Source organism: Variovorax sp. 05N34 (assembly GCF_056397405.1).
Genome location: NZ_JBFTNI010000004.1, coordinates 154,950 through 169,090, shown reverse-complemented (window position 1 = coordinate 169,090; position 14,141 = coordinate 154,950). Strand labels below are relative to the sequence as shown.

General features: G+C 64.5%; 10 protein-coding genes and 1 pseudogene. 2 read left to right on the top strand and 9 right to left on the bottom strand.

Annotation, left to right across the window (positions count from 1 at the left end; all coding sequences use genetic code 11):
- Positions 1–25: 25 nt before the first annotated feature.
- The 6 genes and pseudogenes from AC1DMA_RS12760 to AC1DMA_RS12735 all read right to left on the bottom strand — a co-directional run.
- Positions 26–973, bottom strand: a pseudogene (locus AC1DMA_RS12760) (sugar kinase); the annotation flags it as partial.
- 4 nt (positions 974–977) lie between these two features.
- A complete protein-coding gene (locus tag AC1DMA_RS12755) occupies positions 978–1,724 on the bottom strand; it encodes a sugar phosphate isomerase/epimerase family protein (protein ID WP_478144410.1) in 747 nt (248 codons plus the stop codon).
- 19 nt (positions 1,725–1,743) lie between these two features.
- Positions 1,744–2,523 (bottom strand): amino acid ABC transporter ATP-binding protein, encoded by a 780-nt coding sequence (locus AC1DMA_RS12750; protein WP_478144409.1) that lies wholly within the window; start codon positions 2,521–2,523, stop codon positions 1,744–1,746.
- 26 nt (positions 2,524–2,549) lie between these two features.
- Complete coding sequence (locus AC1DMA_RS12745; protein WP_478144408.1) at positions 2,550–3,347, bottom strand: transporter substrate-binding domain-containing protein; 798 nt, start codon at positions 3,345–3,347, stop codon at positions 2,550–2,552.
- A 141-nt stretch (positions 3,348–3,488) separates the two neighbouring features.
- Positions 3,489–4,142, bottom strand: coding sequence for an amino acid ABC transporter permease (locus AC1DMA_RS12740; protein WP_478144407.1), 654 nt, complete (start codon positions 4,140–4,142; stop codon positions 3,489–3,491).
- A gap of 5 nt (positions 4,143–4,147) precedes the next feature.
- Positions 4,148–4,819, bottom strand: coding sequence for an amino acid ABC transporter permease (locus AC1DMA_RS12735; protein WP_478123808.1), 672 nt, complete (start codon positions 4,817–4,819; stop codon positions 4,148–4,150).
- Positions 4,820–4,965: 146 nt separating this feature from the next.
- Between AC1DMA_RS12735 and AC1DMA_RS12730 the strand changes: the two genes are divergently transcribed.
- On the top strand, positions 4,966–6,672 hold the full coding sequence (locus AC1DMA_RS12730) for a hypothetical protein (RefSeq protein WP_478144406.1): 1,707 nt from the start codon (positions 4,966–4,968) through the stop codon (positions 6,670–6,672).
- Positions 6,673–6,681: 9 nt separating this feature from the next.
- On the opposite strand, the gene AC1DMA_RS12725 is transcribed toward AC1DMA_RS12730, so the two are convergent.
- Complete coding sequence (locus tag AC1DMA_RS12725) at positions 6,682–10,230, bottom strand: patatin-like phospholipase family protein (RefSeq protein ID WP_478144405.1); 3,549 nt, start codon at positions 10,228–10,230, stop codon at positions 6,682–6,684.
- A 118-nt stretch (positions 10,231–10,348) separates the two neighbouring features.
- Between AC1DMA_RS12725 and AC1DMA_RS12720 the strand changes: the two genes are divergently transcribed.
- Complete coding sequence (locus AC1DMA_RS12720; protein ID WP_478144404.1) at positions 10,349–11,458, top strand: MBL fold metallo-hydrolase; 1,110 nt, start codon at positions 10,349–10,351, stop codon at positions 11,456–11,458.
- Between the two features lie 16 nt (positions 11,459–11,474).
- On the opposite strand, the gene AC1DMA_RS12715 is transcribed toward AC1DMA_RS12720, so the two are convergent.
- Both AC1DMA_RS12715 and parC read right to left on the bottom strand, forming a co-directional pair.
- On the bottom strand, positions 11,475–11,651 hold the full coding sequence (locus AC1DMA_RS12715; protein WP_478123812.1) for a hypothetical protein: 177 nt from the start codon (positions 11,649–11,651) through the stop codon (positions 11,475–11,477).
- Between the two features lie 21 nt (positions 11,652–11,672).
- A complete protein-coding gene (parC, locus tag AC1DMA_RS12710) occupies positions 11,673–14,057 on the bottom strand; it encodes a DNA topoisomerase IV subunit A (RefSeq protein WP_478144403.1) in 2,385 nt (794 codons plus the stop codon).
- Between the last annotated feature and the right edge of the window lie 84 nt (positions 14,058–14,141).

Sequence of the window (14,141 nt, the reverse complement as noted above, 5' to 3'; positions counted from 1 at the left end):
CGGCTGCCGCCCCCTGGGAGCCTTCGATGCCAGCCTCTTCGAGTTGTGCGCGCGTCGGCAGTCCTTCGGTGTCGCCGAGCACTTGCACCGCACGTGCGCCGATCCAGGCGCCGCGCCGAACCGCATCAGGCACTGACTTGCCTTCGAGCAGCGCGCTGATGACACCCGCAGCAAAGCCGTCTCCGGCCCCGACGGTATCGACCACTTCCGCGACCGGAAAACCTTCGACAAGTCCGATGCCCGCGACGTCGCTGTCGTAATAGGCACCCCCCGCACCCAGCTTGACCACCACCAGCTTCGCGCCCAGCCTTCGATAGAACTTCGCAATGCCTTCGGGCGTCGTTTCGCCGGTGAGGATCAGACCCTCCTCGATGCCAGGCAGCACCCAGTCGGCGCGCGAAGCGAGTTCGTTGATCCAGTGCCGCATCGTCTCCGTCGACGACCACAGCGTCGGCCGCAGGTTGGGGTCGAACGAAATAGTGCGACCGGCGCTGCGCATCACGTCCATCGACTTGATGGCAGCCGGCAGGCTGGTGTCTGAGATCGCTGCAAACACGCCTGTCGCGTGCAGGTGGCGCGCGGAGCGCAACCAGTCCTCATCGACGTCGCCGGGGCCCATGTGGCTCGCGGCGGAGCCCTTGCGGTGGTATTCGACCGGCGGATCGCTGCCGTCAAGTACACGCCCTTTGAACTGGAAGCCCGTGCGCTGCGTCGCGTCGGAGATGACGTGCGAGCAATCGATGCCTTCGCCCTTCATGGCGGCGAGCAGCGCGCGGCCCATCGAATCGGTGCCGAGCCGGCTGGCCCAGCCGACCTTGAGCCCGAGGCGAGACAAGCCGATGGCGACGTTGGTTTCCGCACCGGCCGTGCGTTTGTGGAACGCGGTGGCGTTCTCGATCGGGCCGGGCTGATCGGCCACCAGCAGCAACATGGCTTCGCCGAACAGCGCAACATCGAACTCGGTATTGGTCATGACTTCACGGCGTGGCGCGTGCGGCGCGGATCTGCGCGATCTGGTCGCGCGTGACGGCCAGGAGATCGTCGCCGATCAGCGGATATTCGATGGCGTGCGGAACGTCGGCAGGCAGCGCCCGCAGCACGGCGCGCCAAGGCGCCGCGGATTCGGCCAGAGGGACGGCGACCCATTTGGCCGGAAGGCGCTGCGCACCCTTGCAATGCACGTAGCGCACACGGCGGCCTAGAGCCTGAGCGGCCTGCAGCGGGCATTCGCCGACCCAGTGCCAATTGCCCATGTCGAAGGTCATGCCCAGATCGAGCCCGGCATGATCGGCGGCATCGAAGAACGCTTGCAATGCGGGCAGCGTCCCGGCAGAAACGGTTTGATCGTTCTCGATGACGAGTTCGATGCGCGTCTCGGCCAGTTGAACCTTGAGGCCCCACAGCGAGCCATGCGACGACGGGCCGAAAGCGCCGATCGACATCTTCAGCCGCTTGGCGCCGATGGTTGTCGCGGCCGCAATGCCGCGCGCCAGCGCTGCGCTGTCGAGCCATCCGCCTTCTGCCCAGAGGCCCTCAGGGCTCGAATACACCGACGCCAGGCCCACCAGCGCAGGGAGCTCGGTCGCGGGGTCGCGCAGCATCTCGCCGCGCACTTCGACACTGTCGGCGCCGGCCGCCTTTGCAAGCTGCGCGCACCAGAGCTGGCCATGGCGGCCGATTTCGGCAGCGCCGAATGATGAGAGAGAAATCAGTACCTGCGTCATACCGTGGGTGATCGACGCATCAATGCGCCTGGTGCGAGCTGAGGATCTGGCCGAGGAACTGGCGCGTTTTTTCGTTCTGGGGGTTGCCGAAGAACTCGGCCGGTGGCGCCTGCTCGATGATCTTGCCTTCCGCCATGAAGATCACGCGGTCGGCCACGCTGCGCGCAAAACCCATCTCATGCGTCACGCACAGCATGGTCATGCCGTCTTCGGCCAGGCCGATCATGGTGTCGAGCACTTCCTTGACCATCTCGGGGTCGAGCGCCGAAGTGGGCTCGTCGAACAGCATGATCTTGGGAGACATGCAAAGCGCACGCGCGATCGCGACACGCTGCTGCTGGCCACCTGAGAGTTGGCTCGGGTACTTGTTCGCCTGCTCGGGAATGCGCACGCGCGTGAGGTACTTCATCGCGACCTCTTCAGCCTGCGCCTTCGACATGCCGCGCGAACGCATAGGCGCGAGCGTGCAGTTCTGCAGGATGGTGAGGTGCGGAAACAGGTTGAACTGCTGGAACACCATGCCCACTTCGGCCCGGACCGCATCGACGTTCTTGCCGCCGGCAGTGAGATCGATGCCGTCGACGACGATGCGCCCCTGCTGCACTGTCTCAAGCCGGTTGATGCAGCGGATCAGCGTCGACTTTCCCGAGCCCGAAGGCCCGCAGATCACGATGCGTTCGCCGGTGCGCACCGAAAGGTCGATGCCGGTCAGCACCTGGAAAGTGCCGTACCACTTGTTCACCGCCTCCATCCGAATGATCGGATCGGTGCCGGCGTGGGTCGTGACTGCGTCGGTCATGGATGTTCCCTGGAAAGGCCTGGCGCTTACTGCAGCTTGGGCAGGTCGGTCTGCAGCCACTTCTGGTAGAGCTTGTTCAGCTCGCCATTGGCGGTGTTCTTCTGCACGAACTCATTCACGTTCCTGAGCAGGTCTTCCTGGCCCGGGCGCATCGCGATGCCCATGTTCTGCTGCACCAGCGTGAACTTGTTCTCGTAGGTGTTGGCGGGCACGCGCTTGGCGATCTGCGCGGCAACCGTGGTGGACGCACCGATCGCATCGACCTGCCCCGACATCAGCGCTTGCATGGCAGACGCGTCGTCGTCGAAGCGGCGAATTTCAGTGCCTTCGGGCGCGGCCTTGGTCACGGCAACGTCTTGCGTGCTGGCACGGGCGACACCCACGCGCACGCCCTTGAGGTCGGCGGCGCTCTTGATGGGCGTGCTGGTCTTGCCGTAGAGCACGATGGTCGCCGCCGCATAAGGCTGCGAGAACTGGACCTGCTTGGCGCGCTCGGGCGTGATCGCCAGGGAAGCAACCAGCAAGTCAACCTTGTTGGTCAAGAGGAAGGGAATGCGGTTGGGGCCGGTGACCGGCACGATGTTGGCCTTCACGCCCCAGTCCTTCGCGAGCAGCTTGGCGACGTCGGCGTCATAGCCATCAGGCTGGTTCTGCGCGTTGGTCGTGCCGTAAGGCGGAAAGTCGACCAGCATCCCGATCGTGATTTCGCCCTTCTTCTTGATGTCGGCCACCGACTGCGCGGATGCGAAGGGCGCGAATACGGTCAGCGCGGCCCCCAGGCCCAGCGCTGCGATGGCAGCGCGACGGTTAGTAGAACGGATCATGTCAAAAGCTCCTTCATTAATCGGACGAGAAGAGTGGAATTCGCGAAACACCGCGGAACCGGCTTTGCCGGGCCGCTGGTGTTGCCCCCGGCGAGGGGGTCTGCGCAGCGACACGAAGTGCGCGAAGCATGGGGGAGTACTTCATCTACCGAGGGTCCGCGCTCGCTTGCGCTCCATGCGCGCGGCGACCAAGGACAGCGGCCAACAGATGACGAAATAGATCGCGGCGACTGTCGTGAAGACCTGCAGCGGCTGGAAGGTCGCGTTATTGATGATCTGCCCGGCCCGCGTGATTTCGGTGAAGCCGATGATGGCCGCGAGCGAGGTGCCCTTGATGATCTGCACCACATAGCCCACCGTGGGCGGCAGCGCGATCTTGAAAGCCTGCGGCAGCACCACGTCGCGCATGCGTGACGTGTAGTTGAGATTGAGCGCCTGCGCGGCTTCCCACTGGCCGCGCGGAATCGCTTCGATGCACCCGCGCCAGATTTCGCCGAGGAAGGCCGCGCTGTTCAGGATGAGCGCCACGCCCGCGGCGATCCATGGATTGATGTCCAGGCCCAGCACCGGCGCGCCGAAGAAGATCAGGAACAGTTGCAGCAGCAGCGGCGTGCCCTGGAAGATCTGGATGAAGCCCGTCGAGAGCACACGCGCGATCTTGTTCTCGGACGTGCGCGCGAGCGCGATCACAAGCCCCAGGATCGCACCGCCGATGAACGCGATCAGCGACAGCGCCAGCGTCCATTGAGCGGCCTGGAGGATGAACAAAAATTCTGGAAAACCGAAGGTACGCATGGTGCTCAGCGCCGATCCGGATAGTTGAGGGTGCGCCTGTAGATCAGCTTGAAAAGCGCCGAGAACGACAGCGCCAGCGCCAGGTAGATACACGCCACGACGATGTAGATCTCGAAGCTGCGGAACGTTTGCGATTGCAGGTTGGCGGCGACCGATGTGAGGTCATCGGCCGAAATCACCGACACCACCGCCGAACTCAGCATTAGCAGAATGAACTGGCTCGTGAGCGCCGGGTAGATCGCCTTGAGGGCCGGCTTGATGATCACGAAGCGGAAGATTTCCCAAGGCTTGAGGTTGAGCGCCCTGCCCGCTTCGATCTGACCCTTGGGAATGGATTCGATGCCGGCGCGGACGATCTCGGCCGCGTAGGCGCCGAGATTCACCACCATGGCCGTGAGCGCCGCCGTGTAAGGCGACCAGCGCAAGCCAATCGCCGGCAGCGCAAAGAAAAAGAAGAACAACTGCACCAGGAATGGCGTGTTGCGGATGATCTCGATATAGGCGTTGACGATGAAGCGCAGCCAGCCAGGGCCTGAAGTCTTGCCCCAGGCGCAGAAGATGGCGACCACCAGGCCCAGCAGCGTGGCGACCAGCGAAAGCTGGATGGTGATCCACGTGCCCTTCAGCAGCAGCGGCCATGCCGCAAAAACAGCGTCGAACTGGAATTGATAGTGCACGGAAGAGCGGCGACTGAATGCGGGTTCGGAATGGTGCGTTGGCGCGTCGAGCGAACGTCGCCGCGGTGCGAGTCAGTATATGTGAAACCGGTTTCAGCACCATCCTAGGGATTCCCCTAAGACCCCGCCGTGCCTACACTGGCGCGATGCTGATCACCGAAACCTCGGAAGCGCAAACGCAGCACGCCGCCGGCGAAAACGCGCCCGCGGTGCATCACCTTCGCCAGACGCTGCTCTGGCCTTTGCGCCTGATGCCGACGGCACAGCCGCGCCACGCGCATCGCGGCCCGTGGCAGGTCTTGCGCGATCTCGGCGATGCATCGCCATGGCGCGAAGAGATCGATGAGTACACCGGCGGCAGCGATCGCTTTCACGAGCGGCACTACAACGAGTTCGTGAGCTTCCTGCCCTACGTGCAGCGCTTTCTTTACGGCGACGGGCGCAAGGGGCAACAGGCCGGCGGCACAGGCTCCGGCAGCGATTCGCCGATGCGCGTATTTCGCCGCAGCGATGTGGCAGCCGTGCGCGTGGTGGCGCGATCGGGCGACGCGCCCATCACACTGAAGATGGTGCACGTCGATCTCTACTTCTTCTTCGACGTCGACGTGGTGATCCTCAACATGGAAGTCGGGGCCGACAACCTCAGCCTGCCGCAAGCGCAGGAGATCCTCTATCGCTTTGGCCGCGCATACCCCGGCGGGTGGGACGCGAAAGGCGCTGCGCTGCATTGCATGCACAGCGTCGAGTGGCTGGCCGCGGATGGCACGGTGTTGTCAGCCTCCGACGCGCAGCAGCGCGAGCCCTTCCTGTCTCACGTCGCGGAGCACCGTGCGCCCCGCATTGCCGCGCATTGGGCGTGGCTGATGCGGCCGCTGGTGATCGATCATTCCGATGAGCACGGCGAGTTGCGCTATCGGCAGATCGAGTACTACCGCATGCCCGTGATGGCGTATCTGGCGCTCGATGATCCGAGACGGCTGTCGCGTTCCGATTTCATCCGGCTCGCCCTCGTTTCGGGCGCGGCGGAGCCCGCGGTGTCGGGCACAGGCCCCCTGCCCTTGCCGGACGATCTCATGGTGGATTTCGAGCAGCGCTATTGCTACGACCGCTTTTGGGTCAACGCCGGAGCGGCACCGAACACGCGCTACCTGTGCAATGGCCGCGCGCTCATCGTGGTGGGCCAAGCCGATTCGGAGTTTTTCTGCTGCCGCGACCGAGGCGTTCTGGCGCAGTTTCGTCACCAGCACTTCCTGCTGTTCCTCATCGCGCATTTCCAGAAGGCGGCGCTGCTGATGTATTCGGACAAGCTCGTCGAAGCATTGCGCAACCTGGACATCCACGACATTGCCAGCGTCAAGCGATTCAAGCGTGCGATCCGCGGGAGCTTCGAAGGCTTCCTGCGCTTCACGCATCGCTACTGGTTCCACGAAATCTCCGAGCAGGCACAAGTGCGTGCGCTATCGCATTTGTGCACCACGCACCTCGGCCTCGATCCGCTCTATGACGAGCTCAAAGAGCGCATCGCGGACATGAACACCTACCTCGAAGCCGACAGCCTTCGCCGGCAGGCCAACACGGTCGTGCGGCTCACGGTGGTGACCTTGTTCGGTCTGATCGGCACCATCACGACCGGGTTCCTCGGCATGAACCTCCTGGCCGAAGCGGATTCGCCGATGTGGCGCAAGCTGCTTTGGTTCGGCGTGACTTTCGCGTTCACGACCTGGCTCACGGTCTACACGATGGTGAAATCGCGGCGGCTGTCCGACTTCATCGACGTGCTTTCCGACGAACGCCACACCTTCCGCAGCAAGCTGGGCGTGCTGGCGAAGGTCTGGCGACAAGGCTCCGACTGATGTTCGACTTCAACTCGCTGCCGGATCCTTGATCCGGGGCAGCCACACTTCGATCGAACCGGGATCGGCCGTGATCGCCCTCGGCAGCAGCTTGATGACCCAGGGTTGGCCCGTGGGCGACGCCGCGGTCCGGATCAGTGCCTGCGCACAAGCCCGTGACGACTCCTCGCGAATGACCACCGTCGGGTCGGGATGCCCCACCGGCGGCGAGCGGCCCGCACGCCGCGAAGTGCTCAGCACATCTTCGATCGGCGGTACAGAAGCGCCCAACGCGCGCCAGGGACCTCGCCACGTGCGCGCCTTGTCACGCAGTGCAGTGCCGTAGGTCTGGATGTAGATCACCGCGCCGGCACAGACGTCCGGAGGTGCTGGCTCAGGCGTGGCGGGCGACGACGAGCCGTACGATGGGACGCCGTTCGCCGAATCCAGCGGCGGCGTGGCCGAAGGCGCAGGCTGCGGGGGTGGCGGGGATGGCGGGGCCGCGGCCACCTGTACTTTGTCGCGCAATTCCGTCACCACATCGCGCACCCATGCCGCGATCGGCCACGGCTCGGGCAGGATTCCGCTGCAGTTCTGCTTCGAACCCGTCTGGCCGCTGTAGTCGCGTGCCCAGTACAGCGGTGCGCACGGAGGCGCTTGCGCCGGCTGGAGGCAGTCGATGCCATTGCCCGGATCGAGCAATCGAGCGCATGCGGGCGAGCGCTGCGGCAACGCCTCGTTGAAGCAGGCTTGCTTCGCGTCGTCCACCATCCGCACGGACAACCGGAACTTGGCCATGAAGTTGTCGCTGCCTTCCCTGCACAGCAGATCGCCCGTGCGAAGCAATTCGGCCGCCAGCAACGCAGGCGCGTCGCCCGTGGCGTTGCCCGAATGCAGATGCGCCCAACGCTCGGTGAGGTCCTTGAAGGCTGCGTTCTCGGCCTTCTCCTGGTCCGCGCGCTGTACGCGCCAGCTGTCGATCCCTTGCCAGGCCGCTACGCCGAAGGTTGCAGCCGTGCCGATGCCGATCGAGGCGGTCACGGCGCCCGCCCTGAGCACTCGCGCCTGCAGGCGGCTCATCGATCCGACAGCGGCCGCCGCAGTGCTGTCCTTGTCGTCGCCCTTGGCCGGATGCGCCGCGGCGTTCGGCTGACCGTCGTCGGGCACGAACAAGCCAGGCGCGCCCATGGCCACGTGCRCAAGCATCTCGTCTTCGAGCCTGTAGCCGATCTCCGCGCCCAGGCGGAAGTAGCTCTCCCATTGCGCCTCGTCGAAGAACTGGTCCGTCGTCGGCTGTTGAGGAAACAGCGGATTGGCCGCCTTGAAGTTCACCAGATCCACCGGCAGCGAAGCCGACACGTTGGGCTTGACCAGCACGATCTGCCCCGTCGCCCCGCTCGCATAGCGCACTTGAGCCAATGCGAGGCAGGCCTGGCTGCTCGGCGACGACAGATCATTGAGCGAGCCAAAGGCTTCCAGGTGCGTCCATTCCGCGCCGGGACGCGGCTTCATGAAAGTGATGTCTGCATTGAGGTCGATGCGCGCACGCCGGATGAGGACCTCGAGGTCGCAGAAGCGATATTCGGGATCGGCGCCGCAATCCGCGATCACGATCAACGCGGCTTCCTGGCGTAGCAACGTATAGGCGCCGGTGTTCTCGAAGTGGCCGCCGTCGCTCAGGTACCAGTTGGTCGAACTGCTGCCTGGAAATGCGCCAAAGCACTCCAGGAGCAGGAACCGCGTCTTCATCAGCAGCGGACTCGCATGCACGACCGCCCCACGCTGTGCGATGCCGGCTTCGGCGCTGTTCCACCAGTAGCCGAGCCGGAGGCCCGCGAACACCGACAACGCGGCAAGCCCGCGCTTGGTCAGGCGGCCCATCGCCGGTGCAAAGGCCGCGCCTGAGATCGCCATCCACGCGCCGAGCGTGAGCGCGCCATCGCCATGCGCCTGCATCCACTTCGCGCCACCGGCCTGCATCCAACCCTGCGGACCGATGGTCAGCGGCTGGCTCTTGCGGTCGCGGTTGAAGAGCCGGTCCTTGGTGTCGTGCGTCTGGTTGATGCAGACGTTCGCGAGATGCACGGGCCCGCCGTGGGTCTGCGGTGCATATGCGTGCTGCGAGATATCGTCATGCGGATCGACCTCGCCCACCGGCACTTCCGGTGGCTCCAGCCCCGACACCTGATCGGTCGGACTGGCGCCGAGACGCTTCGCATTGGCGGCGCCCAGATAGCCCCGGACGATGCGTGCCTTGTAGAACATGTGCAACGACGACACGTTGAGAAAGGCAAAGTTGCGCCCTGTCACGAGCGCGTAGCTGCCGATGATCACCGCGATTGTTCCGAGCCAGGCCCAGCCTCGCGTGAACTGAAGTCCCGCGGGCGTAAACACGGGGAGCAGCACCGCCACGTAAACCACCGACACCCACCAAGCCGCAAGGCAGAAGGCCAGGACAAGCCCCAGCAGGCTTGCCAGCGTCAACACGAGCGTCTTGCCGACCCCGGGGATTTCCTGCCGGTGCGACAGCAGCATTGGCAGCACCCCCCGCAGCGCCGCGGCAACCACGAACAACGCCGCACCGTATGAGACGCGCTGCTGCTGGTCTTCGGCGGCCAACCACCAGGCCGTGCGGTCGAGAAGGCCCAGCATCACGATCAGCAATGCCGTGTTGATCACCGACGCCAAGCGGTCCGTGAGTTCATTGCGCAAGGCCGCAGCGTTCTTTTTTCGGCTGTAGTACAGCACCCAGAGCAATGCAATCACCCAGCACAGCGCAAAGCCCACGAAAGCGGGCGCAATCCACAAGGGTCCGCTGAAGCGCTCCACCAGCGGCCCGCCGATCCAGCACGCGCCCGCGCCGAGTGCGAGCCACATCGCGATCTGCAGAAGCATCGAAGAAGCAGACGGCTTGTCGCGCACCGACCAATACGCGCATGCCAGCACGACAGACGCAAGGAAAGGCCCCACGAGCGTGAACCACAGCGTCGGCCATAGCGTGGCCCACTCCACCAGCAATCGCAGGTACTGGAACGAATCGAGTTGGGCCACGCTACTCACCACGTCGGGCGGCACGCTGTTGAGATCGACCGCGCGGAACACCGCGTCCCACAGCAGCAGGTTGGTCGCAGCCAGCACCATGCCGATCAGGCTCGCCGCGATCGCGAGTTCGATGTGCGTGCCCAGCAGATTGCGAAGATAGAGCGCGCCCGCAAAGAGCGAGTCGCGCAGGCCGCCAGGGATCAGGTAGCGGCCATTGGCGCGCAGCCACCATCCGAATCTGGAGCGATCGACATCGCCGAGCGCGCGCTCGATCTCGCGCACTTCGTCGGGACTATTGGCATTGGTACACAAGCGCCCCAGCGTCCCGCCGATGTAGCCCCCGCCCGACACCGTCGAGATCAGGTCGAACTTCAGCAGTTGCCGATGGCTGGCCAGCGCCTTGAGAAGCCCAAGGCAAAAAGTGGCGCTGCGAATGCCTCCGCCGGAGAGCGCCAAACCCCAGGGCCGTCGTCCGTCATCGTCGCCATAGAGTGCGCGGCGACGCTCGGCAACCAGCTTCTGGATGGTCTCGTCCATGCCGCTCCTCGTCGTGTGGATTGCAATATTTCATGGTTGACGCCGTGCATCAATGGCTCTAACGGCCTATGCCGGAGCGCAGGGTGGTGCTCGCCAGGTTGGTTAAGCTCCGCACCCAATGCAACCACTCCTCTTGCCGCAAGAATGGCCTCGCCGCGCGTTTGCGAGCCTGCTGATGGCCTTCTGCGGGCTGCTCGCCAGTTGCGCAACGCACGGCGCCTGCGAAAGCCCTTACGCAGCGTCGCCGCAGTTCGACGGCTGTGGCTTTCGAAATCCGCCCAACCCGGACGCGCTACCTACCCAAAGCCAATGGAAGATCTGGTCGCGCTTTCTCTTCGAAACCAAGACTGGTGCAGTGCCGGTCGATCCCATTCCGGTTCGACCCGTCACCATCGAACAGCTCGAAGCACTGGACCCCAAAGCCAATCATGTGATGCGCATCGGGCATTCGTCGAACCTTCTCAAGCTGCATGGCAAATACTGGCTGACGGATCCGATGTTCAGCGAACGCGCTTCGCCCTTCCAGTGGATCGGGCCGCACCGTTTCGAGAAGCCGCCCATCACACTGGAGCAACTTCCCCCCATCGAAGGGGTGATCATCTCGCACGACCACTATGACCATCTCGACGCCGGAACCATCGAGTACCTCGCGCTGCGCGTGCAGCGCTATTTCGTTCCGCTTGGCGTGAAGGCACGCCTTGTCGAATTCGGTGTCCCCCCGGATCGCATCACCGAACTGGACTGGTGGCAGACCCGCAGCCAAGGCGGCGTGCAAGTGACGGCCACGCCCTCGCAGCACTTCTCGGGGCGAACCATCAATGACCGCGACAAGACGCTCTGGGCTTCATGGGTGGTCCAGAGCGGCAATCAGCGCATTTACTACAGCGGCGACTCCGGCTACTCGAAGCACTTCGCGCAGATTGGCGAGCGCTTTGGCGGCTTCGATCTGGTGATGATTGAGAACGGTGCCTACGATGCCTACTGGCCCTCGATTCACATGACACCCGAACAGGGCGCGCAGGCTTTTGAAGACCTGAACGGCAAGGTGCTCTTGCCGGTGCACAACAGCACCTTCGATCTCGCGTTCCACACTTGGCACGACCCGCTTGACCGCATCGCGGCCACGGCAGAAGGCAAGCACATCGTCCTGGCGACGCCGACACTCGGCGAAGTGCTCACGATCGGCCAGCCGCGGACCAACGTCCGCTGGTGGCAGGGCTTGCGTTAGCGGTCCTTCATCACCTTCAGCGGCGCTGGCGCTCGCGGGCGCGCCGCACCTGCCGGCTCTGCGATGCGTGTTCAGCCGCGCGCGCCTGTGCCGCCTTTTTCTCGCGCCGCTTGCGCGAAAGCCAGCGGCCGAACATGAAGCTCCCGAAGCCGCTCACGACCGCTATGAAAAGTCCGATGACGCCGGCTTCCATCTTTTTCTTTCGTGACTGGGGTTACAGCACGCGCGCGATGCTCGTGGGCTTGAAGCCCAGATCCGCTGCCTTGCCCTTGCGAGCACGCGTGCCGCGCGCGTTGTTCAGCGTGCGGATCTCCAGCGTCTCTTCACGTTCCTTCGCGCCGCGACCGACGCCTTCGATCTTCACGCTGCGCGTGTAGGCCGCCGCGCCCGCGAGCGTGTCCTTGGCTTCCAGGTCGATCAGCGTGAGACCGCGGCCGCCCTTCGGCAGTGCCTTGAGTTCGGCGATTTCGAAGGTGAGGATGCGTCCGCCCGTCGACGCGCAGGCGACGTGCGTCGCCGCAGGCATCGGCTCGGCGCCACCCGCGCCGCCCACCAGCGAAGGTCTGCACAACTGCTCGCCCTCGCCCACGTCGATGAAGGCCTTGCCGCCGCGCTGGCGCGAAATCATGTTCTCCACGGCGGCAATGAAGCCGAAGCCTCCCGTGCTCGACAGCAGCAGATTGGCGCCGAGCGGCCCCGCGAAGTAGTGCGCCACGTGCGTGCCGCTTTCCAGATCGATCAGCGTGGTGACCGGTTGGCCGTCGCCGCGTCCCCCCGGCAGCGAGGCCACCGGCACGCTGTAGACGCGCACGCTCTTGTCCTTGGCCGTGCCGAAGACGAGCAGCGTGTCGACCGTGCGGCATTCGAAGGCGCCATACAGCGCGTCACCCGACTTGAAGCTGTATTCGGGTGCGGCGGCGCCGGCCGCACGTTCGCTCGCCCAACCCTTCTGCGTGCGGACCCAGCCCTTCTGCGAGACGATCACGGTGACCGGCTCGTCGATCACGCGCACCTCGGCGACTGCGCGCTTCTCTGCCTGGATCAACGTGCGCCGTGGGTCTTCGAAGTTCTTTGCGTCGGCTTCGATCTCCTTCACCAGCAGTCGGCGCAGCGCGGCCGGGCTCCCGAGGATTTCTTCGAGCTTCTTCTGGTCTTCGCGCAGCCCTTTGAGCTCCTGCTCGATCTTGATGGCCTCGAGCCGTGCGAGTTGGCGCAGGCGGATTTCAAGGATGTCTTCGGCCTGCCGATCGCTCAGGTTGAAGCGCGCGATCAATGCAGCCTTCGGGTCCTCGGCCGCTCGGATGATGGCGATCACCTCGTCGATGTTGAGCAGCACCAGCTGCCGCCCTTCGAGGATGTGGATGCGGTCCAGCACCTTGTTGAGCCGATGGCGCGAGCGCTTCTCGACAGTGATTTCGCGGAAGGCGATCCACTCGTTGAGCATCTGGCGCAGCGACTTCTGCGTCGGCTTGCCGTCGATGCCCACCATGGTGAGGTTGATGGGCGACGAGCTTTCCAGCGAAGTCTGCGACAGCAGCGTGCCGATGAATTCCTCCTGGCTGATGCGCGAGGTCTTGGGCTCGAACACCAGGCGGACGGGCGCGTCCTTGCTCGACTCATCGCGCACGACATCGAGCACGGCCAGCACGGCAGCCTTCAACTGCGTCTGCTCGGCGCTCAAGGCCTTCTTGCCGGCACGCACCTTCGGATTGGTGATTTCCTCGATCTCTTCGAGTACCTTCTGCGTGCTGACGCCGGGCGGGAGTTCGTTGACCACGAGTTGCCACTGGCCGCGCGCGAGGTCTTCGATCTTCCAGCGCGCGCGCACCTTGAGCGAGCCCCGGCCGGTGCGATAGGCCTCGGCGATGTCCGCCGCACTGCTGATGATCTGCGCGCCGCCCGGATAGTCCGGCCCCGGCACGAAGCCCAGCAGTTCTTCATCGCCGAGCTTGCCGTTGGACTTGATCAGCGCCACGCAGGCGTCGGCAATCTCGCGCAGGTTGTGGCTCGGGATTTCAGTGGCCAAGCCAACGGCAATGCCGCTCGCGCCATTCAGCAGCGCAAAGGGCAGCCGTGCCGGCAGCAGGCGCGGTTCCTCGGTCGAGCCGTCGTAGTTGGGGATGAAGTCGACCGTGCCTTCATCGATCTCGTCGAGCAGCAAACTGGTGATGCGCGCAAGACGGGCTTCCGTGTAGCGCATGGCCGCGGCGCCATCGCCGTCGCGGCTGCCGAAATTGCCTTGCCCGTCGACCAGCGGATAGCGCTGCGAGAAATCCTGCGCCATGCGTACCAGCGCGTCGTAGGCGGCCTGGTCGCTGTGCGGATGGAACCGGCCGAGCACGTCACCGACCACGCGAGCACTCTTGACAGGCTTGGCGCCCACGGTGCCGTTGGTGCCCCCGAAGCCCAGGCCCATGCGGGACATCGAATAAAGAATGCGCCGCTGCACGGGCTTCTGTCCGTCGCTGACGTCGGGCAATGCACGGCCTTTGACGACGCTCAGCGCGTATTCGAGGTACGCGGTCTGCGCATAGTCGGCCAGCGTCAGCGCGCTGTCGTCTTCGGGGCTCTGAAAATCGAGCGTCGGTTGGGAGTCCATGGAGAGATCAGGAAAAACAGAAAAAACAGGAAAAAAATTGATAGCAGGGTGAGCGGCCTCGGCGCGCTCACCCCGACGTGGAAA